Below are 26391 nucleotides of genomic sequence, written 5' to 3' on the forward strand. Positions count from 1 at the left end.
TCCGTTATTGTCGTGATTTTTATTTCACATAAGTAGTCAGATAGTATGGATTTAATAGCGCAATAGCAAGGTTGATATTGTAACCCAGCTAAGGCTCAGGTCTTAAAATAAGGCTAAAAAATTTGCATTGTTAAGGCGCTTTGTTTATTTTGGGCACTTATTTATTTTAAAGGTAATCCGCAGACCGAATGGATACTGAGATAGAACTGAAGTTTTTGGTATCAGATGCCGTAATTCCACTGATCCCCTCGTTAATTACTCAATTTGCAAAAACGGTTAATAATAAACCGTCACGCAGCTTACAAAACGCATACTACGATACACCAAGCCGTGAGTTAAGAGCGCTTGATATTGGCTTTAGAACCCGGTGTGCCGACAGCCAATGTGAGCAAACTATAAAGCTTGCAGGTGAAGTAGTCGGTGGTTTGCATCAGCGACCTGAGTATAATTTACCTATTGATTCTAACCGTCCTAATTTAATGGCGTTTGATGCCTCTATTTGGCCGCACGGTATGCAAGTAAGTGCTATTTCTAAAAACTTGTATCCAATATTTAGTACTAACTTTATCCGCCGCACCTGGTTAATAGAAACCGAAAGTGGCGCTAAAATTGAAGTGGTACTTGATAAAGGCGAAATTGCAGCAGCAGGTAAAATTGAAATTATCAGCGAGCTTGAAATTGAATTGGTTGAAGGTAGCCGCAGTGAGCTATTTGCTTTAGCCGATAAGCTTGTTAGTCAAAACTGTATTCGCTTAGGTTTGTATTCTAAAGCGGCACGTGGTTATCGCCTTGCGGACGAAAATCCATTAATGCCAAGCAAATCTATTGGTTTTGTAAAATTACCAAATTCTGCGAGCCAAGAGAAAGCACTTATAGAAGCCATGAATTTTGGTATTCGTTTTGTGCAAAAACATGAGCAGTGTTATTTCGATAAGCCAAGTTTAAAAACGCTCAAGCGTGTTACCGATGGCATTAGCTTAATTCGTCATACATTTTGGCTTTACGACGATATAGTTTCCAAAGAAAGCACCGATCATCTTCGTACAGAGCTTAAATGGCTTTTAAGTGAATTAGCATGGGTAGAAAATGCAATTCAACTTAAAACATACACGTCTAAACGCCATGCTTTTTATAAAAAAATTAATGCAGCGCCAGCACTTGCTCAAGTTATTGGTGATTTAAAAGAATTACAGCCAAGCATTGATGATATAAATGCACTGTTTCATAGCGCTCGATATAATCGCTTATTGTTATCGTTAACTACATGGTTAATAGACAAGCATTGGCGAAAAGATTGGGGGCAAGTTGAGCTTCAAGCAGCAGAGCAAAGCGTAGCGTCTATCGCTAAAAGACTTTTTAATAAAGACTGGAAAAACCTTCACGAATTATTACCTAAAGAAAAAATGCTTGATGTAATTGCGTATTTAAACTTGCGAACCCAGCTTGAAAATAGCTTACTGAGTGGTAATTGTTTAGGCTCATTATTTGATAAAGAAGAGCGTTTAGAGTTTAGATTACCTTGGCTTGATATTTCTCATGGTATATATGAGCTTAGTACTCTTGAGTATCTAAAGCAGCTTTGCGCAGGACAAGAGGACGAGCAATTAGCTAAAATTCAATCTTGGCTTGAGCAAAAATCTGAGTATTTAGTAAGTGCTATGGAGCAAAGCCGTTTAGCTTCATTTGATATAGAGCCTTACTGGCAATAATGAATAAGCACTTTTGTAAAATCATTAAATTACAAAAGTGCTTTTTATATACAGCGTTAGCAGTAAGTTTTAATATAAAAGCTGAAACATTCTGGCACTTATATAAAAGCAAAAATGGCGTAAGCGTATACTATCAAAGCCATAGTAATAATACTTTTGAAGTAAAAGCGCAGATGAGCGTGGAACATGTATCCACCAATGATTTTTTAGAGCTACTTAGCGATACCGATGCCGCACCTCAATGGCTCGAAAATGTATCTCTAGTAGAGGTTATTAAGCACATAAGCCCCCATGAAAACCTTGTATATAGCTACTTTGACTCCCCTTGGCCAGTAGCCAATAGAGATAGTATTACTTACTCTTGTTACTCAAAAATAAATGCTCAACAAAGTAAATTACTTATTGCGGCACGCCCTAATGCTCTTTCTGAAAAAGAAAATGCTGTAAGAGTACGTACATTAAATGCAACTTGGCTACTCACTCAGCAAGCGAGCGCTTTACATATTGAGTATCAAATATATGCGCTACCTAGTGGAGCTATTCCTACGTGGCTTAATAATAAAGTGGGTCTAAAAAGTACCTACAAAACTTTAATTAATCTACGAAATATACTTATCCAAAAAAGTTACGCCGCCACATTACCTGTTATACAAGCAGGAAAATGTAACTAGGGCGTGTTGATCTTTGCGGATTGAAATTTGTTCAATCTAGGGGCGATTAAATCGCGGCGCGAGGTTTGTAACCTAGTGGGCTAAGTAAAAACCGAGTAAAGCTTCCGCGTCCTGCTCACGCCCCTTACCTACATCCATGTAGGCAACAAAGAGTTTATCGCCACTAGGCAGAACCCGAAGGGCAGCGCATGTTTGGCATTTATGCTGCGTTATCGCCTATTTATGGGGAGTAACCACACTTCATAGGCTCCGCCTTGCTTAAAAACCAAACATGCTGCTGCAAATTCACCCACCAAAGTTCAACACGCCCTAAAAAATGTAAGGTTGAATAATAATTTTATGGTGAGTTTAGTGTTCGTTAACTAAGCTATTAATTATAAGAAACTTAGTAACTATATTTAGGAGTGCTGATGAAGTTTGTAGTTACGTTATTATGCTTATTACATTGTTCATGCTTATTTGCCAAAGAATACACATTTGGTGTAGTACCTCAGTATGAATCTCAAAAGCTAAATGCTATTTGGCAACCCTTGCTTGAGCAAGTATCCAAACAAACAGGCATAAAAATTAGATTAGTAACCGTTGAGTCTATCCCAGTGTTTGAACAAGCGTTTGCTAATGGGGAGTACGACTTTGCATACATGAACCCATGGCACAGCGTAATTGCTTTTGAAAAACAGGGCTATTTACCTCTAATAAAAGACGCAAGCAGAAAGCTACAAGGTGTGTTAGTTGTTAACGAAAATAGTGGAATTGATAATGTTAATGAATTAGAGGGCGCTGAAATTGCCTTTCCCGCGCCTAATGCATTAGGCGCATCTTTATTAATGCGTGCCGACTTAGCTTTACTTTATGGCTTAAAAATAAAACCAGTTTATGTACAAACTCACTCCTCTGTATATCTAAACGTTGCTCTTAACTCTACCAAAGCGGGCGGTGGGGTGCTAGGTACATTAAAGCAACAATCTAAAAGCTTACAAAGTAAGCTTAAAATTATTTATAAAACGCGTGAAATAAGCCGCCATCCAATTGTTGGCCACCCTCGAGTAAAAGAGCAAGTACAGCTAAAAGTACAGCAGGCTATTTTACAAATAGGTAAAAACCCTAGCTACAAACATTTACTTGAGGGTATCCCTATTAATATCCCTGAAGCTGCTACTTTAGCTGAATATCAGCAGTTATCCCGTTGGGGATTACGTGAGTTTTATGTTGAAAATTAGAGGGTTTAGAAGTTTAAGGGCGCAAAGCTTTATTGTTGTATTGCTTTGTGGTTTGCTGATGGCCAGCCTATTTATATTTTATGCATTGCCAGAGCAAGCTCGCTGGGTAAATGATGATTTATCAAAGTCGGCGCAGCGATCGCTTGTTCAGCTATCAACATCAATTACTACACCATTACTTACCAGACAATATGCAGAGTTATACGAAGAGCTAGACAGTCAACTGCAAATACACCCAAATTGGAAAGGCATTAGAATTATTGATGCGCAAACAGGAAACCAACTATACCCGCTTGATGATTGGATAGGCACCGCCAATCATGGCGATATGCTACTTACCCAGCAGGTTGAATTTTTAGATAAACCACTTGCCTATATTAGCTTAGTCGTTAATTTTAAAAACGAAATTGATCAGTCTTCAAAGCTCCACTACACGCTGATCTCTATACTGTTAATGATTTTAGCTATTGTATTTATAGCTGTAGCCTGGCTTGTTGATTATAGGGTTACATCGCCACTTAGAGAGTTAAAGCAGTCATTTGCACGTTTAGCAAAAGGCGATTTTGATTGCCATATTGAAAAAAAGCAAAAAAATGAAGTAGGCAGTGTGATCAGTGCTTTTAATAATATGGTTAACGAAGTTGCAAGCAATCATCAAAAGCTAAACAGTTTACGTATTCAAGCTGAGTCAGCAAGTAAGGCGAAGTCTGACTTTATGGCCAGTATGAGCCACGAATTAAGAACACCGCTTAATGCTATTTTAGGGCTTGCACAGCTATATGAATATGATGAGCAAGCGAATAAAATACATAAGGAAAACGGTCAAAGCATTTATCAAGCAGGTGAGCATTTATTATTACTAATAGATGATGTACTTGATTTAACGGCAATAGAGTCGGGTAATATGCAGTTCACCTTTGATTATGCCCCATTAAAAAGCATTTTAGAGAGCTCAGTAGAGCTTGTTAGTGAGCTTGCCAAAGGCCAGTCAATCTCAATCCATACTCAAGGTTTTGACGAGCTTGAAGGGTTAAGCATCTACGTAGACCAACGACGCTTTAAACAAGTTATGCTTAACTTGCTATCTAATGCCATAAAATATAATAAGCCTGATGGCAGTATTAATATTAACTGCAGAGTATTAAGTAATAAACAATGTGAAATAGACGTTGTAGATACCGGATGTGGTTTTGCGCCAGGCGATATTAACCGGTTATTTAAACCTTTTGACCGCTTAGGAGCCGAAACCAGCAAGGTGCATGGCACCGGAATAGGCTTAGTGATAACTAAGCAATTAGTAGAACGAATGCAAGGCGCGCTTAGAGCTGTGAGCGAGCAAAACAAAGGATCGTGTTTTACTTTAACATTTAACTATTTTGAACAAGAAAATCAGCCTTTAGCAGATCATACACGTGAAGTAACAAAGCAAAACCTAAGCACAGTAAGCCTCCCTACGCTTGAAGTATTGGTTGCTGAGGATCAGGTTACTAATCAGCAAGTATTAAAGCAGCAGCTCACTATGTTAGGTGTAAGTTCAACCTTTGTAAGTAATGGAGAACAAGCATGGCAAGCATTGCAAAACAGCTCGTTTGATATTTTATTAACAGATATTCAAATGCCTTTACTTGATGGGCTTGGGCTTGCTAAAAAAATACGTAATGATCGCCAATTTAATGAATTAGTTATAATAGCCATCACAGCTAACATTACTAAAAACAATATAGATAATTGTTATAATGCAGGTATGAATGGGTTTTTAACTAAACCTATTGAGCTTGTTAAGCTTAAATCTCTGCTCATGGAACACTCTCAAACCATGATGAATACACAGCCTCAGCAAAGCAAATTAGCAGGTGTAAAATCAAGCGCATTTGATCAATTAGATCTTCCTTTGCTTAGATCAATGCTGGGTGATGACCCGATGGTACATTGCATGGTGTTTAATGCTTTTTTACAAACTGCGGGTGAGCAGGTAAAGCTTGCAGGGGCATATGCTAAAAATAACAATTTCACAGATTTAGCGTTTCAAACTCACGCATTAAAATCGTCTTCTAAATCAGTAGGAGCTATTAAATTAGCAGATATATGTCAAAAAATTGAATCACTTGCAGAAGGTAATTCAATTAATATTGAACACATGCAAAACCTAGAAGTATCGTTTAACGAGGTGGTTACTCAACTTAAAAGCTATTGCTTAAGGTATGAAAAACAGACATAAAAAATGGCTCAACTTGAGCCATTTTTTGCGTATTATAAAAGTGTTTAATATTTAGCAGCTTTACCGTTTTTAGGAAGTGATTGCTCAATAAAATCACGTAGGTCGTTATTAGAGCTTTTTAAATCGGCATGGCGAAGGTACATCATATGGCCACTGCGATAACCTTTAAAACTTAAACGGTTTTTCATTTTTCCGCTTGGGTCTAATTGCCATAGAGTATATTTTGCATCAAAGTAATTAGTTGCGCCGTCAAAATAACCTGATTGAATCATCACATTAAGGTATGGGTTTTGCGCCATAGCTAAACGTAAATTTTCACCGGTATTATTACCTGTTCTATCCCACGGATGGACATTTCCAAACAGGTTATATTTTACATCTGTTTTATAGTTTAGTTCTTCACGTAAATAGTGATTAATTGCAGGAGTGAAAGAGTGTAACCAAGAAGTAAGCTCAGCCCAGTAATCAGGTGACTCACCTGCATCGCGCTTATCTATACCTAAATAACGAGAATCTAAACGGCCTACTGTTTGTCCTCTTTCACGTAATAATTCTTTCCAAAAAAATTGAGTTGGAATATCTAAGTTATTTTGCTCAACAAATTTTTCTGATAAACCTGCATAGTGCGCCATTTTTTTAATAATACGACGTTTTTCATCAGCTTCAATAAAGCCGCCTTTAGCGAGCGCAGGAATTAATTCATTGACTGTAAATTGTTCTACTTCAGGTAATAAGTCATCTAAGTCTTTAGCTTGTAGGTCTGCACTAAGTGCTTTGTGATACCAAGCAGTCGCGGCAAAGTAAGGCAAGCGATTAGCCGCTTTGATTGGGCCGTCGCGTTTTATACCAATATCGGTTGGCGAAACTAATACAACCCCATTAATGTACATCCATTGGCTGTTTTGAAGCTCATGAGCAAGCCCTGATACGCGCGTAGTACCATAGCTTTCACCAATTAAAAATTTAGGAGAGCGCCAACGCTCAGCTCTATTTACAAATGTATTTAGCCACTCAGCTAAATATTTAATGTCGGCTTTTACGCCAAAAAACATTTCTTTTTGCTGAGTCTTTGATAAAAGCTCGCCTTTATCATTTTCTAGCACGCGTGAGTAGCCTGTATTTACTGGGTTTACATACACAATGTCGGCAATATCCAGAACAGAATAAGGGTTATCTTTTACGCCGTAGGGCTGAATAGGGTAGCCTTCGTCATCGATTTTTAACACTCTTGGGCCAGTATAAGCCAAGTGCATCCAAACAGAAGCCGAACCTGGCCCGCCGTTAAATGAAATAAGTAACGGACGACTTGCTCTATCGTCTACCTTATCGCGAGTATAGTAAGTGTATTGTAGTGTAGCAACCGCATCGCCTTTATCATCCCACACTGGCTGTGTGCCTGTAGTTGCAGTGTATGAGAAGCGCTCGCCATTAATTTTGGCTTTATGCTGGGTAACAACTTTACTGTCTACGTCAATACGGCGTTGGTTGTCTGCAAATGACGAGGTAGTTATAATTATGGCAATGATAGTTATTGGTAAACTTATAATACGACTAAGCTTCATGAAAGGTCCTTATTATTGTTGATACACCATTAAAAACATTAATGACATAAATAACAAAAGTATTGAGACAAGTGGCCGATAATACTGGTTAAGTAAAATATGCTCTTCGCTAGGTTGAACAAATTGAGCATTGGTGAGTCTACATGGCCCAAAAGAACGTATAATATATCTTGAGGCCCCACGGCTGCTTGTAATATTTAGGTTATTGCAAAAATCGGTTACATTACACATCGTCTGTATGATAATAAATACGAGTCATTTTAAAAAGTAAATGGATTTTTCTTTTTAGCATTTCATAGCACTCACACCGGATGTTTAAATTAAAGCTATTTAGTAATCAGGCTGAATAGTTTAAGTGTTGTATTTGTAGCACGGCTACAAATTTATTAAAGGTAAGAGAAGCTTTATGCAAAGAGTATTAGTGGTTGAAGACAGTAAAGTAGTACAGCAGGTATTACGCCACTTAACTGCGCAGTATCTCGATGTTGCAGTTGATTTTGCTTGGTCTTTAGCTGAATGCGAAGCGTTTGTAGATAAACACGACTATACATTAGCGTTGGTTGATTTAACCTTACCTGATGCTCCCAATGGTGAAGTTGCAAAGTACACTTTGTCTCATAAAATCCCCACTGTTGTGCTCACTTCGAAAATAGATGAATACAAGCGCCAGCAAATGCTAGAGCTAGGTGTGATCGATTACGTTATTAAAGATAACCGCGACTCATACCATTATGCCGTTAAATTAGTTGCACAGCTTTTAAGAAACCAAGGATGCAAAGCCTTAATTGCAGATGATTCACTACTAAGTCGCTCGTTAATGAAGCAAATGCTTGAAAAGCAACTGTTTGATGTAACCGATGCACACGATGGGCAGCAAGCACTTGAAATATTAAAAGCAAACCCAGACATTAAACTGCTGATGACAGACTATGCAATGCCCTCAATGGATGGCTTTGAGCTGGTTAAAGCAGTACGTAACTTTAGAGGCCGCGATGATTTAGGGATTATTGGCCTATCTGGAGCTGGCAAACATGGTTTATCGGCGCGGTTTATTAAATATGGCGCAAATGACTTTTTAACAAAGCCATTTATGAACGAAGAGTTTCATTGTCGTGTGCTGCAAACTATGGAGCAGTTGTCATTAATTGCTGACATAAAAGAGAGCGCGCACAGAGATCATTTAACAGGCTTACACAATCGACGCTATTTTTATCAATATGCTGAAAAGCTACTAAAAAATAAAAACCAAAACAATACTCTCGCGTTACTCGATATCGACTTTTTCAAAAATATTAACGATACATTCGGCCATGAAGGGGGCGATCAAGCCTTAAAACAAGTGGGGGCGTTAATACGTACAACATTTGCTAAATTTACAGTAGCCCGTGTGGGTGGAGAAGAGTTTGCCATTATTTTACCTGAAATAGAGCTTTCACGAGGGCGTGAATACTTTGAAGCTTTCAGAAAGAAAATGGCGAATTATGATTTCTCAATCAGTGATAAAGCACTGAAAATTACGACCAGTATAGGCTTAGCTGATTTTCAAAATACAAGTTTAACTGATGCAATGCGCACAGCGGATAAAGCCTTGTACGAAGCTAAAAAACAAGGCAGAAATTGTGTTGTTTAGCACCTTTAAAGCCCCGACATCGGTGCAGCACTAAATGGTGCACCAATGTAGCTGAGTTGTAAAAAAAGCGCACCGTGTTGGTGCGTTTTTTTTGTTTTTAGTTACTCATTTCTATTTAAGTTTATGAAATTTAATAATTTTTAATAGTGGCACAAAGGTTGGATTGTTTAAGCCAACAGGATAACAATAAAGAGTCCGAGGGGGCCGCTATGAAAATGATTAGTGCAATCATAAAACCATTTAAATTAGATGACGTGCGTGAAGCACTCGCTGATTTAGGAATTGAGGGGATGACAGTAGTTGATGTTAAGGGTTTTGGACGTCAACGAGGTCATACAGAGTTATATCGTGGTGCAGAATACCAAGTCGATTTTATTCCTAAGATCAAACTTGAAATTGCAACTCGTACTGAAAATTGCCAACGCGTTGTTGAAGCAATCACTAAAATTGCTTCAACAGGTAAAATTGGTGACGGCAAAATTTTCGTGTACGACTTAGATCAAATTGTTCGTATCCGTACTGGCGAACTTGATGAAGAAGCAATTTAAGGGGGCTGATTAATGGAAAACACAATTGTAGAACTCAAATTTTCACTCGATACCTTTTACTTTTTGATATCGGGAATATTAGTAATGTGGATGGCAGCAGGTTTTGCCATGTTAGAAGCGGGTTTAGTCCGCTCTAAAAACACCACTGAAATTTTAACTAAAAACGTGGCGCTATACTCTATCGCATGTACCATGTTTTTATTAGTTGGCTACAACATTATGTATGTAGACAACGGCGAAGGCGGCATTATCCCTTCGATAGGCGCATTAATTGGCACAGAAGCGGCCGATGCTGACCATTCATTAGAATCTGACTTTTTCTTCCAAGTAGTATTTGTTGCAACGGCTATGTCGATTGTATCGGGTGCGGTTGCTGAACGTATGAAGTTATTTGCTTTCTTAGCATTTGCAGTTGTTTTAACTGGTTTTATTTACCCAATGGAAGGTTACTGGACATGGGGCGGCGGTTTCTTATCAGAAATGGGCTTTGTTGACTTTGCAGGCTCTGCAATTGTTCATGGTGCTGGTGCTGCAGCTGCTTTAGCGGGTGTAATTCTGTTAGGTGCTCGTAAAGGTAAATACGGTAAAAACGGTGAAATTTACCCAATTCCAGGTTCTAACTTACCACTTGCTACATTAGGTACGTTTATTTTATGGATGGGTTGGTTTGGTTTTAACGGTGGTTCGCAATTACTTCTTTCAGATAAAGAAAATGCAACGGCTGTAGGTCAAATTTTACTTAATACTAACGCTGCTGCTGCAATGGGTGCAATTGCTGCACTGTTTGTATGTAAAGTGTTATGGGGTAAAGCTGATTTAACTATGGTACTAAACGGCGCATTAGCAGGTTTAGTGGTTATTACAGCAGACCCACTTTCACCATCTCCATTAATGGCTTGTTTACTAGGTATTTTAGGTGGTTCACTGGTTGTATTTAGCATTGTTGCTCTTGATAAAGCTAAAATTGATGACCCAGTGGGTGCAATCTCTGTACACGGTGTGTGTGGCGCGCTAGGTATTATGTTAGTACCTGTATCTAACGGCGATGCTAACTTTGTAACACAGCTTATTGGTTTAGTGACTATCTTAGCCTTTGTTTTTGTAGCTTCATTTATTGTATGGGCTATTTTAAAGCAAACTATGGGTATCCGCGTAACCGAAGAAGAGGAGTTAAGCGGTATGGACCAACACGATTGTGGTGTTGATGCTTACCCAGAATTTGTATCTGTTCGCAGTAACTAATTCAAAAAATTTATATCATTATGTGTTCTGCAAAGCCCTACCTCGGTAGGGCTTTTTTTCGTTTCAGGAAGGGTTAACTTTTCAGGTGTTAGGCTACACCCAATATGCTAAGCTCACACTCGTGAATAAACCTTGGAATAAATTACACTTAAATGGCTGATAACAAAAAAACACCCAGTAGTAAAACCACTCCTAAGCGTGCATCTAAAGCAACCAGCTCGCCGCGTAAAGCTAAATCAAAAACGACTAAAAAAACTTCAAACACTGTTGTTAAACGCTCATTTATGAGAAAAACATGGTCTATTTTTTGGAAGTTGAGCTTAGCTGTTTTTATTGCTATGGCGATGTACTTTATTTATTTAGATTCAAAAACAACACGTATATTCGAAGGCAATAAATGGCAGTTACCAGCTCAAGTATACGCTCGGTCTATGGAGTTTTACCCAGGGCAGTTTTTATCTAGCCAAGAGGTTGTATGGGAGCTTGAACGCCTCAATTATTCGTCAGTTAATAGGCTAAGCCGCACAGGACAGTATGTAAAAACAGCCGACAGTATAAAAATTTATCGCCGTGATTTTGAATTTTACGATGGTCTTGAAGAATCACATATTATTGAACTGCGTTTTGCAGGGCAAAAAGTAGCAACCATTAAAGATAAATTTGGTAGGCGCCTAAACAGTGCTCGCTTAGAGCCTGTGCAAATAGCACGTATAGGTAATGATTCAAAACAAGATAGAGAATTTGTACCGCTCGATAAATTCCCATCCATGTTGAAAGATACGCTACTGGTGGTAGAGGATCGTGATTTTTATCAACATCATGGTGTGTCGGTATTTTCTATTTTGCGCGCGCTCTATTCAAATATTAAAGCAGGGCGCACCGTTCAGGGGGGGAGTACCTTAACGCAGCAGCTTGCAAAAAATATATATCTTACGCGTGAACGCTCTTTAGTTCGCAAAATAAATGAAGCGTTTATAGCGCTTATTTTAGATTACCGTTATTCAAAAGATCAGATTTTAGAAGCTTACTTAAATGAGGTTTATTTAGGTCAATCTTATAACCAAGGTGTGCACGGCATGGGCCTTGCGTCTGAATTTTATTTTTCAAAACCAGTTGATGAACTAGAATACGATCAAATTGCATTGCTGGTGGCTATGGTTAAAGGGCCGTCTTACTACAATCCTCGTCGTTACAAAGAGCGCACTATGGAGCGCCGCGATTTAGTACTGCGCTTAATGGTCGAAAACAAGCTTTTAAGTACTAAAGAGTACCGTGCATCGCTTAAACGCCCAATTGATATTGCGCCGATGAAAGCAAGCTTACAAAAATCTTACCCTGGTTATTTAGAACTCGTTAACAGAGAGCTCAACAAGCTATTGCCTGATCAGCAAACTCTTGACGCGGGTGTACGTGTGTTTACTTATTTTGACTTGCAAAAGCAAACTGCAATGGAAGAATCGATTCAAAAAAGTTTGCCGTATTTAGAAAAACGCCCAAATACAAAAGAGCTTGAAGCGGCGATGATTTCAGTAAACGTCGAAAAAGGCGGTGTATCGGCTTTAGTTGCAGGGCGCGATGTACGTTACTCAGGCTTTAACCGAGTATTAGATACTAAGCGTAATATAGGTTCATTGGTTAAACCTGCCGTTTATTTAACGGCATTACAGCTACCGCATTATAATTTAGCAACTTTGCTGGATGACTCCCCAGTACAAGTAACTAATGAGCAAGGTAAAATATGGCAACCAGAGAACTTTGATCACCAATATCGTGGCGCAATGCCGCTCTATAAAGCATTTAGTAAAAGTATAAATATTCCTGCTGTTAATTTAGGTCTTGATGTTGGGGTTGATAAGGTAGCAAATACCCTAAGAGACCTTGGTGCAAAAGGGAGAATTGGCGAGTACCCATCGTTATTACTAGGCGCTTTAGAAATGTCGAGCTTTGAAGTGGCTCAGCTTTATACAACAATAGCTGGTGATGGTAAGTACAAAGAGCTTACTGCAATTTCAGCCTTAACTGACTCAGTGGGTAAAGTACTTTATAAGCATGAGGTAAAAGCCGAGCCTCGTTTTGACACTGCAGCAATGTATATGACTAAATATGCGATGAAGCGAGTAACTAAAGACGGCACTGCAAAACGCTTAAATTTACACTTTCCATCAATCCAGTTAGCAGGAAAAACTGGCACCAGTAATGATTTACGTGATAGCTGGTTTGCAGGGTTTGATCAAAATACAGTTACGGTAGCGTGGCTAGGCCGAGATGATAACAAGAGCACTGGTTTAACAGGCAGTGTAGGGGCACTAGAAGCGTATATTCGTTATTTAAAACCTCTTAACCCGCAAGCAATAGCAGATACACGCCCACCTTCAATACGCTGGGCATTTGTGAACGAACAAACCGCTAAGCAAGCCCCTCCAGGGTGTGGCAAGGTCATTCAGTTACCACTGAGAGCCAGTGAGTTTGAACCAAGACCGCAATGTATACGCTAGCTTATAAAGCTATATAAAATATTAAAGCCGCTGTTTAGCGGCTTTTTTATGGGGTACTAATTAGATTAAGATTTAAAAAACTGCATTGATTTAGTTAAGTCATCAGATAGCTGACTGAGTTGCTGTGCGTCTTGCAGTGTAGATTGCGCAGAGAGAAGAGTTTGATCTGCTAAGTTACTTACTTCTTGCGAATCGCTTAATGCTTGTGTGGTTGCGTTAGATTGCTCTTTAACGCGAAGCGCTATTTCCTCGCCTTGGTGTTTTATATCGCCCATGCTTTGCTCTGCACTTTGTAAAACATCGTTTGTTTCGGTGGCGGCTTTTACCGATTGCTCCATCTTCTGGACACTTGAGCGCATTTTTTGTTGTGTATCGTCAGAAGCTTGTTGGAGTGAGCTAATAATTTGGTGAATTTCTTGCGTTTGGGTTTGTGTACGCTGTGCAAGGGTTCTTACTTCATCAGCTACCACGGCAAAACCACGGCCATGTTCACCGGCTCGTGCGGCCTCTATTGCTGCGTTTAGGGCTAATAAATTAGTTTGATCGGCTATTTCGCTAATGCCTTTACTTACTTTACTAATTTCTTGGCTATCTTGAGCGAGTCTATCTAAGGCTTGTTGGCTTTCGGTAAACTCAACTTGAAGGTCTTGCATGTATTTGGCAAGTTCCATGGTGTTGTTAGAGCCTTGCTTTACATGCTGCGCTGCATCTTGTGCTGTTAACATTGCTTGATTAGCAGAGTCTTCAACACTTAGCGCACTTTGCTCCATATTACTCAGTGCATCATGAATCGCGTTTACGCGTACTTGCTGCTTTTCAACATCGTTACTCGTTTGGCTACTTGCCTGAGAAAGCGATTTAGTGGCGCCACATAGTTCCACAGTACTTGCTTTTACATTCTCTAAAAGTTTTGAAAAGGCATTAAGGAGTGCATTATATCGTGCTGCGATAATATCCATTTCATCATTAGTACTTGAGTTGATAACAGCATTTAAGTCGCCATTTGCTGCTCTTTGAGCAGCTTCGGCAAAGCGATTAATGGTATCGACCACTGCAAAGTAAAAACCTATCATCAAGTAAAACGCAAAGAGTAAACTTACGACAGATGCTGCTAGTACAAGGTTTCTGATCCATTGTTGTGTTTGAAGTTTATTTTCAATAAGGGTTTCAAGGGTAGGAATACTTTTATCAACAAGTTTGCTAATACTGTTGTGCACTTGGTTTGTTAATTGAGTGAATTCGGCTTGCGTTAGCAGTATATCGTCAGGCTCAAGTAGTTTTTTATCAATAGCTGTTTTGAATGCCTCAACTGCACTGTGTAAATTAGTGAGTGAGGGCGTTAGTGCTTTATTAACCGATTTATCTGCATTCGTTGCCACACTCAATATTTTATCAAGCTGCAGCTCGTATAAAGGTAAAGATTTACTTAAATTAGAAAGGGCGATAAACGTATCTGGCGTAAAGCGATTACTTGCCAATACCGTATTTGCACTTTTTGCTGTCGCATTTATTTGCATTATAAGTGCAGGAATTGGTGTTACTAAGGAGCGATTTACATATGCACTTGCAAGTTGGTTATCAAGCGCTAAGTTAGATTGAATAGATACAAGTGCAAGTACTTCATCAGCTTGGTCGTCATTTATGTTAAAGCCTAGGGCGCGCGCTACTTTAATATTTTTAATGGTATCGGCTTGCATCTGGTTTGAAAGTATTGCTCTGTAGCCTTTTAAGCCTTGTTGCTGCATTTTTGAAACGGCAATACTTTCACTTAATAACGACACTAAAAAAAATAGGCTTAAGGCAAGAGGTAGTAATAGTATTCCAAACATCAGGCTTATTTTTGTTTTATATTTTAAATTTGCCATAAGCTGAATTGCAGCGGAGGCAAATTGGCGTAATCCTGACATAAGACTCTCTTATTTTTTGTAAAGGGGGATGAAGATATATAGACCTTGTTACGTTTAATTATCATTCATTTATATTACTTTACAAATAAAAAAAGCCCTTTCGGGCTTTTTTCAATCTTTAGTCTTAATATTATAGGTAAAACAAGCGTTTAATATTTATATTATCCTAAAGTTTAGCAAATGAGCGTTCAGCTGCTTCAATGGTTGCTTGTACTTCTTGCTCTGTATGCGCTGCACACACAAAGCCTGCTTCAAATGCAGAAGGTGCTAGGTAAACACCTTCTTCAAGCATTAAGTGGAAAAAGCGCTTAAATCGTTCTAAATCACATTCTGTTGCTTGCTGGTAAGTTGTCACTTTTTCAGCATCAGTGAAGAAAAAGCCATACATGCCGCCAGCATAGTTAGTTGTTAATGGAATACCCGCTTTTTTAGCCCCTGCTTCAAAGCCTTCACAAATTGCTTTAGAAATTGCTTCAAGCTTATCGTGTAAGCCAGGCTCACTTAATAGCTCAAGTGATTTTAAACCAGCAGCCATTGCGATAGGATTACCAGAAAGAGTACCCGCCTGGTAAACAGGGCCTACCGGCGCAATGTAATCCATTATTTCGGTTTTACCGCCAAATGCGCCAACAGGCATGCCGCCGCCAATGACTTTACCTAAACATGTTAAGTCAGGTTTTATGTTGTAATACGCTTGTGCGCCACCTAATGCAACACGAAAGCCCGTCATTACTTCGTCAAAAATAAGCACTGACTTGTATTCATCACATACTGCGCGTAGGCCTTCTAAAAAACCCTCAACAGGTGGAATACAGTTCATGTTGCCCGCTACTGGCTCAACAATAATACAGGCAATTTCGTCTGCGTATTTCTCAAAAATAGCTTTTACTTCATCAAGGTTATTAAACGATACTGTTAGCGTGTGCTTAGCAAAGTCTTCAGGAATACCTGGTGAATTTGGCACGCCCATTGTTAAAGCACCTGAGCCCGCTTTTACTAATAATGAGTCAGCATGGCCGTGGTAACAACCTTCAAATTTTAGGATTTTGTCACGATTAGTAAAACCACGCGCTAAACGAATTGCGCTCATAGTGGCTTCGGTACCCGAACTTACCATACGTACTTTTTCGATTGATGGGACAAGCTCTTTTACTTTTTCAGCCATTAAAATTTCAGCTTCGGTAGGTGCACCGTAGCTTAAGCCGTTTTCTACAGCTTCGTGTACAGCTTGTTTTATAGCTGGGTGGTTATGACCCATGATCATTGGGCCCCACGAACCTACATAATCGATATAACGGTTACCATCGGCATCAAAAGTAAAGGCACCTTCGGCTTTAGTGATAAATAGTGGCGTGCCGCCTACACCGTTAAATGCACGTACAGGTGAATTTACGCCACCAGGAATTGAAGTTTGTGCACGATTAAATAAATCTTGGCTAATTGTCATGAAAAATCCTATAAATTGTCGCTTGGTAAAAGTGTTTAGCTGTCGCGTTTGCGGCTAAACCAAGGTACGTCTACTTCATATTGCTCGACTTTGTTTTCTACGCCGAGTGTTAAAGCAAACAGTGCCATACGAATTAATACGCCATTTTGTACTTGGCGGAATATTGCTAAATTGTCGTTACTATTTAAGTCGTTATCAAGCTCGTTAGCTTCTAAACGGCTATCACGTGGCAGCGGATGCATCAGTACAGAGTTTGGCTTACAGTGCGAATTATAAATAGATTGGCTTATTCTAAAACCACCACGGTATTTATTTGCCTCCTCTTGTGAAGGAAAACGCTCTTCTTGAATACGTGTTTGGTAAACGATATCGGCTGCTAGATTGCCTTCCATTTTGTTTACTAGCTCAATTTTGTGGCCTGCATTTTCTACGGCATCTAAAATACTCGTTGGCATTTGCAAGCCGTCTGGCGCTACCATCGAAAACTTTACGTTTTTGTAATGGCACAATAGTTTTGATAATGAATGCACTGTACGGCCATATTTTAAATCGCCCACAAGGGCTATATGCATGCCATCAATATTTTGATCAAAGCGATTTAGCTCACGCTCAATAGTTAGTAAGTCGAGCAAAGCTTGAGTAGGGTGCTCGTTAGGACCATCACCACCATTAATTACTGGTACGGTACAACCGTCTGCAAACTCGCTAACAGAGCCTGCATCAGGGTGGCGCATAGCGACGGCATCAGCGTATGCTGAAATAACGCGAGCTGTGTCGTAAAGCGATTCACCTTTTGCAAGTGCAGAGCTTTGCATGCCGGTTGTTTCGCGTACACCACCACCAAGTAAATTAAAGGCGGTGCCGAAACTTACGCGTGTTCGCGTGCTTGGTTCAAAAAACAAATTCGCTAAAATAGCGCCTTCAAGCACTGTTGTTTGCTTTTGCTTTTTAGCATAAGGCTCCATTTTTTTTGCTACTGCAAAAATACGTTCAATGCAGTCTCTGTCTAGTTGATTTACCGACAGTATATGCTCACCTTGGAAACTTAACATGGGGTTATTCCTAATCAATCAAAAGGGCGCGATAATCCAAAAAAATGGGGCACGCAATCGCGCGTGTTATAACAAATATTGTAAATTGCGGCGCAGTTTACCATGCACCGAAACGCTTATAAATTAGGTTTTATTACGGCAAGAGCAACAATAATAAGTAGCGCGATAACCGGGAGCTCGTTAAAAATACGATAAAACCGATCTGTTTTAGTATTTCTATCGTGTTTAAAGTCGCTTAGTAATTTAAAACAGTAACCATGATAAATATATAAAATGATAACGAGGACTAGTTTATAGTGCAGCCACATGCTGTATCTAAACCATTCTCGGCCATATTCTACAATGGTGAGCACACCAAAAACGGCCGTTAAAATGGCAAATGGCGTTACAAAAAAGAGTAACCGACGCTCCATCACTTTAAGCATAGAGTTACAGGCTTTTTCTTCGCTCATTGCGTGGTACACAAATAGCCGTGGTAAATAAAAAATACCGGCAAACCAGGCAATCATAAAAAAAATGTGCAGTGTTTTATAAATTAATAAAGCGCTCATAAAATTCCTAACTGTTTAAAGTAAGCTGTTACGAATGGTTAAAATATTATTTATTTGATCCCAGCGTAATAAGCCCATGATTTGTTGGTTATCTAATAAGTTGTAGACGTAAAGTGCACCGCTACGCTTGTCTTTTAAAATATCAAAGGCATCAGCTAGGGTTGCTTGGCTACTTATACCTTGCAGGCTAATGTAGTTAATATTTATGGTTTGGTCAGACATAAGCGTTAAATCATACTCAGCAAGTCGGTAGCCATTTTCTTCGTCAAACACTATTAGTGGTGTTTGGCTGTCCATAGCATCTAGAGTGTTTTTTATCTGTTCTTTATCGTCTGAGTACAGCAGCTTAAAGTCTTCATCCATATCATCCATTATGCCTACTTTTTGAAGTGCTTCAGTAGCTGGGGATACATGATAGGGCAATCCCTGAAAATCCAATTGCTGTAAAAATATAGAGCGATTACCAAAAAATTGCAGGGCAGTTACATAAGCAGTCGTAATCACTATCATTGCTGGGACTATTATTTCAGGCGAAGAGGTAAGTTCCATTACTGTCGTTAAAGCCGCAAGGGGAGCGTGCAGTGTCGCGGCTAATAAACCAGCCATACCTAAAACACCATACGTACCAGCAATATCAGTACCTGGGCTTATATACTGAGCTAAAAACGCCATTAGTGTACCAATGAGTACCCCAAGCCCAATTACTGGGCCAATTAAGCCGCCAGGAATACCCAAGCCAATAGCAAATAGTGTGGCCAATAATTTAGCGATTAAAATAGTCGTTAGCAGCTTTACGTTATCAGGAGATTCAACTGCAATGGTAATTGCACTCATACCAGAGCCCATAGCGTGAGGTACTGCGTATGCTATTAAGCTCGCAATGCAACCTGCAATTAATAAACGAGGGAACATGCTTAAAGGTTTAAATGTTTTAATAATTAACATTAAATTTTGATTAAAGCTAAACGCAATAGCACCTAGGGCCATTCCGCATAAAATTAAGTATGGATAATGCCAGCCACTTAGCGGTGCTATTGTAATAAGCGCAAGCTCTGAGCCTTCGCCAAACACAAACTGTGTAGCTAGTGCGCCTGTTACGGCTGCTAACATAATAGGTACGAATATATGCACCTTATATTCACGAAGTACTACCTCCATAACAAAAATAACGGCTGCAAGGGGAGTATTAAATGAAGCTGCTATTCCTGCTGCAACACCACAGCCACTTAAAGTGCGCATGGCGTTATGCGGTAAATGAAGTTTATCGGCCAATATGCTCGCGCCAGTAGCACCCATGTGTACAGAGGGGCCTTCGCGGCCCACTGAAAAACCACTAATAAGTGCAAGCGCGCCACCAACAAATTGGTTTACCGTGTTGTATAGCGGCATTTGCCCGTAGTGACGTTTAATACGGTGAATAACAAACGGAATACCTAAACGGTAATGCTTAAAACCTGTAAGTGCTGCAAATATAGCAATAAGTAGCGCTGCAATTAAAGGCATTAATACACGTTCAAGCGTAGGTAAGGTTGTAAAGTTGTCTGGGGTTTCTAAAAATAAGCTTTGAAAAAACAGAATAGTTAAGCGAAATAAAATGATAAAAAATGCAGCAATTAATCCGGCACTTACGCCTAATAGGCATAATTGTACGGATGTTTTTGGTTTTGCTAATCGACGCCTGAGCCGCTCAAGCCACATGCTGTATTCTCCGCCACATTTTTTCAGCGAACATTTTAGCAAAAGAGTTCAGCTAAGTCCTTGTGATTTTGAAATTTTTGTAACTTATATTAACAATCATTACTGTGTATGGTCTTACACTTAGCAAAAGCAAAATAGTTTCGAAATATACAAAAAATTTAGCTTGTTAAACTGTATAACTTAGATGAAAGAGTTGTTTTACTATACTTGATTAAAACACTCGGGTATTAGATAATCACGCCATTGCGATATTGAGGGTTTTAAAATGTCTGAAGAATTACCAATTAAGTTCAGCGATGCAGCTGCTGTACGTGTAAAACAGTTAATCGACGAAGAAGAAAATCCAGAGCTAAAACTACGTGTTTATGTAACAGGTGGTGGTTGTTCAGGTTTTCAATATGGTTTTACCTTTGATGAAAAAGCGAACCCTGGCGATTTAGAAATTGTTAAAAATGGTGTAACGCTGGTTATTGACCCTATGAGTATACAGTACTTAGTAGATGGTGAAGTTGATTACACTGAAGGGTTAGAAGGCGCACGCTTTTTTGTATCTAACCCCAATGCAACAACAACCTGTGGTTGTGGTGCAAGCTTTAGCGTTTAATTAACTACACGCTTATATTAAAGCCGCATTTGCGGCTTTTTTAATGCCTACAATTCACTCGGGCTGTATTCGGTGATTTGCATTATGAATATAAAAAAAGCCAGTACAAAAGCCGAAAAACCTAATATATACATGAACCCTTTTTTACCTTGTTTAATAGGTACGCCGTTTTGTCGTAGGAAAAAGTACCATCCTAAACACAGTACAATAGGTAATAAAAACAAAAGTCTGAACATTATTTAACCTTTATTAACGCTAATTATTGCTTAATCATAAACATGTAACGATAAAATTGTTATAAAAAATATTTTTATTTTTTTAATATAAAAAGTAAATTTATTAATATTTTTGCATACTTAGAGTTAATATTCAGCGTTTATAAATATTGGTTAGTGGTTAAATCTGTACCGAGTATGTAATTAGTTATTTAACCAAAGTGTTAATAGTATATAATGTATCCAAGAATGAGACGGGCAAAATTTCATTCCTAATAAAAATATGTACCACGTTTGTAGCGTAGTGTTTTTAGCTATGTGGGTGGGAGTAGCAACAAGTGCTTTATAAAGCGATAGCTTGCTATTGAAGTAAAAATAAGTGCGGCTGCTTACTTGCCTACAGCTATTGATAGACTACTGCTTTAACGGGTAAGTCAAATCATCTAGTAGGAGATGTAAAATGATGGGCAAAACAGTTTCTTCTGAAGAAAATGCAAAGCTAACAAAGTGGCTTAAAAGTAAGCGCCACGAAAAAGGTCATACAATGCGAAGCCTAGCGCAAGTGCTTGGAACGCCTCACTCGTTTATCGGCAAAATTGAAAACCAAGAGCGCCGTTTAGATGTTATTGAGTTTGTTCGCTATTGTACTGCCTTAGAAGTTGATCCACATGAAGCTTTAAGCTTATTAAAAGTAGATTAACTGAATCATTGCTTAGTACACTTTAAGGGGCACTTGAAAGTGCTAAGCAATATGTTAATGCAGGGATGCATTAAATATTTTTATGATAATTCTTCTCAAGCTCGTACAATTTATGCCTAATAAGATATAAAAATATCAACGACGGTATAACCATTAAAGCTGTTAAAACAAAAAACAGCGCCCAATTTCCTAATAGCCAATCATCAATAACCACACCACTGTAACTAGAAAGCAGCGTGCGGCCTAAATTACCAAGTGAAGCTAATAATGCATAGTGTGTTGCACTAAAAGCACGATCGCACAGCATTGATATAAACGCGACCATAGCAACTAGTGACCAAGCCTGCGTAAAACCGTCAATCACTATAGCAAATGCATATAGTCCTAGATTTGGCCCTACAAGCGCAATAGCTGAAAATGCTAAATTAGAGGCCGCCATAGCAATGCCACTTATAAATAGCCCCTTAACAATGCCATATTTTTGATTAAACAAGCTGCCTACAAACGTAAAGGCGATGGTTAAAACTGCCGTGCCTACTTTCGAAAAAGTAGCTATATCACTATTGCTAAAGCCTATTTCTTTATAAAAAACAATAGACATGCGCCCTAAGAACGCTTCGCCAATTTTAAATAAGAATATAAACGCCAGTAGCGCGAGGGCTGTTTTAACCCCATTTTTAGCAAAAAAGGTTTTAAATGGGTCTATTACTGTTACGCCAAGCCAAGCAATAACTTTGGTAAAAGGTGTTTGTTTTATATTGGCGAGTTTTTCTATGTATACACGTTCAAGCTCTGCATGAACGGCTTCTCGGTTTGATTTTGGCTCTTTAGCAAATAGCACCCCGCTCATTAGTAGCAACATTACAACTGCTAAAAAATAATACACTTGTGGCCAATCTAAAGAGGGAATATCGGCCATATAAAAAGGAATGGCACCTAATAACGCGTAGCCTGTCCACCAACCCGATGTAGCCATGGCTGCAGCAGCAGTGGCTTTGTGCGATTCGTTTTCGTTTAGGGTATCTATTCTAAATGCATCAATGGCGATGTCTTGGGTCGCTGAGGCTACTGCGATTAGTAAACATATGCCCGCCGCAATTGCTAAATTAGCTTTTAAATCAAGGCCAGCTAACATCACCGTGCCAATGAACATAAAGCTTTGGCAAAATAGAATCCAACTGCGCCTTTGACCTAACCATTTATATAAAAAGGGGAGTTTTGAGCGGTCTATTAGAGGTGACCATAAAAAGTTGATGCTGTAAGCGCCAAAAACAATACCAAATAGGCCAATCATACTGCGGCTCAAGCCTTCATCTTTTAGCCACGCCGACATAACAGAGCCAATTAAAACCCACGGGAAACCACTACTCATACCAAATATAAAAATATTGATTAAGCGCTTATCTTTAAAATAAGAAAAGTATTCGCTAACAGAGAGAGATTTGCTCATAAGGCCTTCATTGGCGGTTGGCTGCACCTCATTAATTATAATGGTACTTGCTCAAGCACTTTAATATTTAAAATAACAACAGGTTTTTTAGGCACAAAATCGTAACCAATTTTTTCATTAAAATCAGTTTCAACTGCCATAATTTTATCAAGAGTTTCGTAGCCTTCCATAACATTACCAAAAACTGCAAAACCCCAATCTTTGCCAGGGTTTAAGTGATCGTTATTGTCCATGTTAAAAAAGAACTGACGAGTGCCTGAGTGAGGTTCGCGATCTTGATACGCCATAGCAATGCTATACATATCGTTTTTCATGCCGTTACCGCTTTCGTTAAATATAGGGTCGTTTTCGTGAAGACCGTCGTAATCTTTGTCATAGCCACCACCTTGAATAACAAAGTCACGGTCGTTTTCTACATCGCGCTCTATACGATGAAAAACACTCCCTTGGTAGCTTTTATCAGATACGTACGTTAAAAAGTTATTTACCGTAATAGGTGCTCTAGAGCGATCAAGTTCAACCACTATGCTGCCCATTGAAGTGACAATTTCAACGCGCGGAAAAATGTTATCTTTTTGCACAAAGCGGCCTTCTTGGGCTGCATAGCTACTTACACTTACAAATAGGCTTAAGCAGATTAAAAAAAGTCGTTTCATAGTTAACCTTCTAAAAATTCTATTAATTCAGGGTCAGATACAATGCGGGTAATAATCTGTTCAGTCAACTTATTGAGCTGACCTTCAATTTTTGCACGCTCGTGACTAAGTGGGCCTTCAAGGTTTGCACTTCCTCGATATACCTTACTAAAATTGCTAGTAGAGCGGATCACACGTACACCAAGCTCTATAGTCGCTTCACTGGTATGGCTCATTAATTTTTCAGTTACAACGGCTTGCAGCGCATGAATGTCGACTTCAAAGCGCACTGTGGCTAAGTTAGATATACTTGCACCGTTTCGATTAAGGGCGCTATCTAAAACACTTTTAACTGAGTCAGTTAAACCTTGGCTTGCAAAGGTTTTAGTTTTGTCAGATTCAATGAGTTTAAGTGTTGATGTATCGCCACGTAAATCAATTACACTAGTACTTAAGCTGCTATCTATAGTACTAATTTGGCCATTTTTATACACAGGGTTAAGTATTACTTGGCCTGGTTGCTTTGCGCAACCGGCAAGTATAAGTAGTGCGCAGCACGTGACTATAGTGTGTGTTAATTTCATTTATAGCATTCCACTATTTTTAGTTGCACTTAAAACGACAAACTTTTTGTTTGAACCTAATAACTTACAGTTACCAAACATGCGGTTTAACTTGTCATGATAATCTAAATGACGATTACCAATAATACGCAGCTCACCACCTTCTTTTAGCGTGTCTTTTGCTTGTTTAAACATTTGCCAAGCTATGTGATCGGTAACAGCTTGAGCTTGATGAAATGGAGGATTACATAAAACCATATCCACACTGTCTCTTTCAAAACCGGTTAAACAGTCATTTTCAATAAATTCGCAGTTATCAAATTTATCACCTTGGTTAAGCTCTACATTTAACCTTGCAGATTCCACAGCCATGTATGACTCATCAACAAACGTAACCGATGCGTTAGGGCAACGAGATAGTGTCATTAAACCAACCACACCATTACCACAGCCTAAGTCAATAATGCTTTTAGCTTTGGGGGTTTGTGGCAAATAATTAAAAAAGAATCGCGCACCTATATCTAACGAATCACGCGAAAACACATTGGCATGGTTCGTTATATTAAATTCTGTGCCTTCAAGTTCCCACGTTACAGGGAAATCAGCCGCTTTATAACCACCTTTAGCAGTGCTTAAGATTAGGCGTGACTTTTTAACCGCCAAACTTGTTTTCGTTTCACCAATATATTGCTCAAAAGCCTTTATTGTTGAATTATGAATTTCTTTTGTTTTACCTGCAGCAATAACAGGTGTACCTGGCGTTAGCACTTCGCTTAATTCACTAAGCTGAAACTGTAAAAATCCAACATTACGAGGAATTTTAATAAGTACTAAATCAACACCTTCTGGCAAAGCAGACAAGCTATCAAGCTGTGTAAATTCTGCTGTAGATAGTTTGTTTTCTTTTAAATTGTAAGCCGCAGCTTGGTGGCTAATATAAGAATCGTTAACTGAACAAACCGTTAATTGATTAAAATAACAAGCAAGCGCGCCAAAGCTATCATTCAAAATAAGCAAAGAGCGACATTCAGGGTGATGTTCGTTAACATAATTGATAAGGTACTCATCGGCAGAATCCCACGCTTGTAAACTGCGGTTTTTTTGATCCAAAGGGAAGCGTTCAAGAGTAAAGGTTTTATCGCCTAGCTGGGCTTGCGTCGTCATAATGGTTTGTTGATCAGTAATCTAATGTAGGTAAATTCTAACATGCAACGGCAAAACGCCAACCCCCAACAGTTACCAAATGGCTTTTCTTATCAAAGTAGGGCACTTAGTGAACAAAAAAGCCTCGATCTGTTTTATTATCTTCAAAAAAATTTACACTGGCAGCAACCGAATGTAACTGTTTACGGTAAAACAGGGCCTATCCCTCGGTTGCAATGTTTTATGAGCGATTTAAATATTGAATACGGCTATTCGCATAGTAAACAAATAGTAGAACCATGGAATGACATACTTTTAAATATGCGCAAACGCCTAGAGCGTCATTTAAATAAGCCACTTAACTCGTTATTAGTTAATTATTACAGAGATGGAAACGATACAATGGGCTGGCATAGCGATGACGAAATAGAACTTGGCTCAGAGCCTACTATTGTTTGTATATCGCTTGGTGCTGAGCGAATATTAAAGCTCAAACAAAAAGCGACTAATAAAGTGACCGATTTAAAGCTTCATAGTGGCAGTTGCTTAGTGATGAGTGGACATAGTCAGCGCGATTATCAACACGCGATACCAAAGCAAACAACACTTGCACATCCACGAATTAGTTTAACTTATCGATTTATTGAGCACATTAAGCAAAAGCAATTTAGTTAGCTAAATTAAGTTGTTATAGTGAGTTAATAAACTAGCTATATAAAATGGTCTTTTATGTCTATGCAGCAACAAATTCAAGAAAAAATCAGCAGTGCTATCGCGTGTAAGCATTTAAATGTAATAAACGAAAGCCATATGCACAGCAAAGGTACTGAATCACACTTTAAAGTAATAGTAGTGAGTGAAGATTTTGCAGGTAAGCGTTTGTTACAACGCCATCGCCAAATTAATGAAATATTAAAAGATGAATTAGCGAATCATATACATGCACTCGCTATTCATACCTACACACCTGATGAATTTACAGAGCACGGCGGCGAAGCCCCTGACTCTCCTAATTGTTTAGGCGGCTCAAAGCTTGACTAAGAAAAATGTAAATTAATTATAATAAATAGGGTCTTTGGTCGGTATTTAACTGATCAGATCAGTGTTTTTAGTATTAGCCTTTAAACTAGC

The 26391-nt window shown here is 38.9% G+C and carries 23 protein-coding genes; 12 read left to right on the plus strand and 11 right to left on the minus strand.

Annotated elements, in window-relative coordinates:
• Positions 1 to 188: 188 nt before the first annotated feature.
• The 4 genes from ATS74_RS01895 to ATS74_RS01910 all read left to right on the plus strand — a co-directional run bounded on the left by ATS74_RS01895 (position 189) and on the right by ATS74_RS01910 (position 5818).
• A complete protein-coding gene (locus ATS74_RS01895; protein WP_058547243.1) occupies positions 189 to 1709 on the plus strand; it encodes a CYTH and CHAD domain-containing protein in 1521 nt (506 codons plus the stop codon).
• Positions 1709 to 2380: an START domain-containing protein gene (locus ATS74_RS01900; protein ID WP_058547244.1), complete on the plus strand. Its 672-nt coding sequence runs from the start codon at positions 1709 to 1711 to the stop codon at positions 2378 to 2380. The genes ATS74_RS01895 and ATS74_RS01900 overlap by 1 nt, the downstream gene beginning before the upstream one ends.
• Positions 2381 to 2790: 410 nt before the next feature.
• Positions 2791 to 3600, plus strand: a complete 810-nt coding sequence (locus tag ATS74_RS01905; RefSeq protein WP_058547245.1) for a phosphate/phosphite/phosphonate ABC transporter substrate-binding protein — start codon at positions 2791 to 2793, stop codon at positions 3598 to 3600.
• Positions 3587 to 5818 carry an ATP-binding protein gene (locus tag ATS74_RS01910; protein WP_058547246.1) on the plus strand — a complete coding sequence of 744 codons (2232 nt, stop codon included), beginning with the start codon at positions 3587 to 3589 and terminating at the stop codon, positions 5816 to 5818. Before ATS74_RS01905 ends, ATS74_RS01910 begins: the two co-directional genes overlap by 14 nt.
• A gap of 44 nt (positions 5819 to 5862) precedes the next feature.
• Here ATS74_RS01910 and ATS74_RS01915 read toward each other — a convergent pair whose 3' ends face one another.
• Entirely contained in the window at positions 5863 to 7380 is a 1518-nt protein-coding gene (locus ATS74_RS01915; protein WP_058547247.1) for a S10 family peptidase, read from the minus strand.
• 406 nt (positions 7381 to 7786) lie between these two features.
• Here ATS74_RS01915 and ATS74_RS01920 point away from each other — a divergent pair, with 406 nt between their 5' ends.
• From ATS74_RS01920 to mrcB, 4 genes are all read left to right on the plus strand, one after another.
• Positions 7787 to 9010 carry a response regulator gene (locus ATS74_RS01920; protein ID WP_058547248.1) on the plus strand — a complete coding sequence of 408 codons (1224 nt, stop codon included), beginning with the start codon at positions 7787 to 7789 and terminating at the stop codon, positions 9008 to 9010.
• A gap of 209 nt (positions 9011 to 9219) precedes the next feature.
• A complete protein-coding gene (locus ATS74_RS01925) occupies positions 9220 to 9558 on the plus strand; it encodes a P-II family nitrogen regulator (RefSeq protein ID WP_004587162.1) in 339 nt (112 codons plus the stop codon).
• A gap of 12 nt (positions 9559 to 9570) precedes the next feature.
• Positions 9571 to 10800 (plus strand): ammonium transporter, encoded by a 1230-nt coding sequence (locus tag ATS74_RS01930; protein ID WP_058547249.1) that lies wholly within the window; start codon positions 9571 to 9573, stop codon positions 10798 to 10800.
• A gap of 152 nt (positions 10801 to 10952) precedes the next feature.
• Positions 10953 to 13295: a penicillin-binding protein 1B gene (gene mrcB / locus ATS74_RS01935; RefSeq protein WP_058547250.1), complete on the plus strand. Its 2343-nt coding sequence runs from the start codon at positions 10953 to 10955 to the stop codon at positions 13293 to 13295.
• Between the two features lie 65 nt (positions 13296 to 13360).
• Here mrcB and ATS74_RS01940 read toward each other — a convergent pair whose 3' ends face one another.
• From ATS74_RS01940 to ATS74_RS01960, 5 genes are all read right to left on the minus strand, one after another.
• Positions 13361 to 15202 (minus strand): methyl-accepting chemotaxis protein, encoded by a 1842-nt coding sequence (locus ATS74_RS01940; protein WP_058547251.1) that lies wholly within the window; start codon positions 15200 to 15202, stop codon positions 13361 to 13363.
• 166 nt (positions 15203 to 15368) lie between these two features.
• Positions 15369 to 16649 (minus strand): glutamate-1-semialdehyde 2,1-aminomutase, encoded by a 1281-nt coding sequence (gene hemL / locus ATS74_RS01945; protein WP_058547252.1) that lies wholly within the window; start codon positions 16647 to 16649, stop codon positions 15369 to 15371.
• Between the two features lie 35 nt (positions 16650 to 16684).
• Positions 16685 to 17701, minus strand: a complete 1017-nt coding sequence (locus ATS74_RS01950) for an aspartate carbamoyltransferase (RefSeq protein WP_058547253.1) — start codon at positions 17699 to 17701, stop codon at positions 16685 to 16687.
• A gap of 116 nt (positions 17702 to 17817) precedes the next feature.
• Complete coding sequence (locus tag ATS74_RS01955; protein ID WP_058547254.1) at positions 17818 to 18252, minus strand: CopD family protein; 435 nt, start codon at positions 18250 to 18252, stop codon at positions 17818 to 17820.
• Between the two features lie 15 nt (positions 18253 to 18267).
• Positions 18268 to 19950, minus strand: a complete 1683-nt coding sequence (locus tag ATS74_RS01960) for a chloride channel protein (protein ID WP_058547255.1) — start codon at positions 19948 to 19950, stop codon at positions 18268 to 18270.
• A gap of 265 nt (positions 19951 to 20215) precedes the next feature.
• Here ATS74_RS01960 and erpA point away from each other — a divergent pair, with 265 nt between their 5' ends.
• A complete protein-coding gene (gene erpA, locus ATS74_RS01965; RefSeq protein WP_008169708.1) occupies positions 20216 to 20554 on the plus strand; it encodes an iron-sulfur cluster insertion protein ErpA in 339 nt (112 codons plus the stop codon).
• Between the two features lie 47 nt (positions 20555 to 20601).
• On the opposite strand, the gene ATS74_RS20065 is transcribed toward erpA, so the two are convergent.
• Positions 20602 to 20790 (minus strand): hypothetical protein, encoded by a 189-nt coding sequence (locus tag ATS74_RS20065; RefSeq protein ID WP_058547256.1) that lies wholly within the window; start codon positions 20788 to 20790, stop codon positions 20602 to 20604.
• A 439-nt stretch (positions 20791 to 21229) separates the two neighbouring features.
• Here ATS74_RS20065 and ATS74_RS01975 point away from each other — a divergent pair, with 439 nt between their 5' ends.
• Positions 21230 to 21469, plus strand: a complete 240-nt coding sequence (locus tag ATS74_RS01975) for a helix-turn-helix domain-containing protein (RefSeq protein WP_007584874.1) — start codon at positions 21230 to 21232, stop codon at positions 21467 to 21469.
• Between the two features lie 70 nt (positions 21470 to 21539).
• Here the strand turns inward: ATS74_RS01975 and ATS74_RS01980 are convergent, their stop codons facing one another.
• The 4 genes from ATS74_RS01980 to ATS74_RS01995 are packed head-to-tail and all read right to left on the minus strand — an operon-like array spanning position 21540 to position 25281.
• Positions 21540 to 22919, minus strand: a complete 1380-nt coding sequence (locus tag ATS74_RS01980) for an AmpG family muropeptide MFS transporter (RefSeq protein WP_058547524.1) — start codon at positions 22917 to 22919, stop codon at positions 21540 to 21542.
• Between the two features lie 35 nt (positions 22920 to 22954).
• A complete protein-coding gene (locus ATS74_RS01985; RefSeq protein ID WP_058547257.1) occupies positions 22955 to 23575 on the minus strand; it encodes a peptidylprolyl isomerase in 621 nt (206 codons plus the stop codon).
• Between the two features lie 2 nt (positions 23576 to 23577).
• The gene (locus ATS74_RS01990) at positions 23578 to 24138 is read right to left on the minus strand and encodes a YajG family lipoprotein (RefSeq protein WP_058547258.1); all 561 of its coding nucleotides are present in this window, start codon (positions 24136 to 24138) and stop codon (positions 23578 to 23580) included.
• The gene (locus ATS74_RS01995) at positions 24139 to 25281 is read right to left on the minus strand and encodes a methyltransferase (protein ID WP_058547259.1); all 1143 of its coding nucleotides are present in this window, start codon (positions 25279 to 25281) and stop codon (positions 24139 to 24141) included.
• A 42-nt stretch (positions 25282 to 25323) separates the two neighbouring features.
• Between ATS74_RS01995 and ATS74_RS02000 the strand changes: the two genes are divergently transcribed.
• Positions 25324 to 25935, plus strand: coding sequence for an alpha-ketoglutarate-dependent dioxygenase AlkB family protein (locus ATS74_RS02000; protein ID WP_058547260.1), 612 nt, complete (start codon positions 25324 to 25326; stop codon positions 25933 to 25935).
• 54 nt (positions 25936 to 25989) lie between these two features.
• Positions 25990 to 26301 (plus strand): BolA family protein, encoded by a 312-nt coding sequence (locus tag ATS74_RS02005; protein ID WP_058547261.1) that lies wholly within the window; start codon positions 25990 to 25992, stop codon positions 26299 to 26301.
• The last annotated feature ends 90 nt before the right edge of the window (positions 26302 to 26391 follow it).

The organism is Pseudoalteromonas sp. H103, assembly GCF_001469205.1.
GTDB classification, from domain to species: domain Bacteria; phylum Pseudomonadota; class Gammaproteobacteria; order Enterobacterales; family Alteromonadaceae; genus Pseudoalteromonas; species Pseudoalteromonas carrageenovora.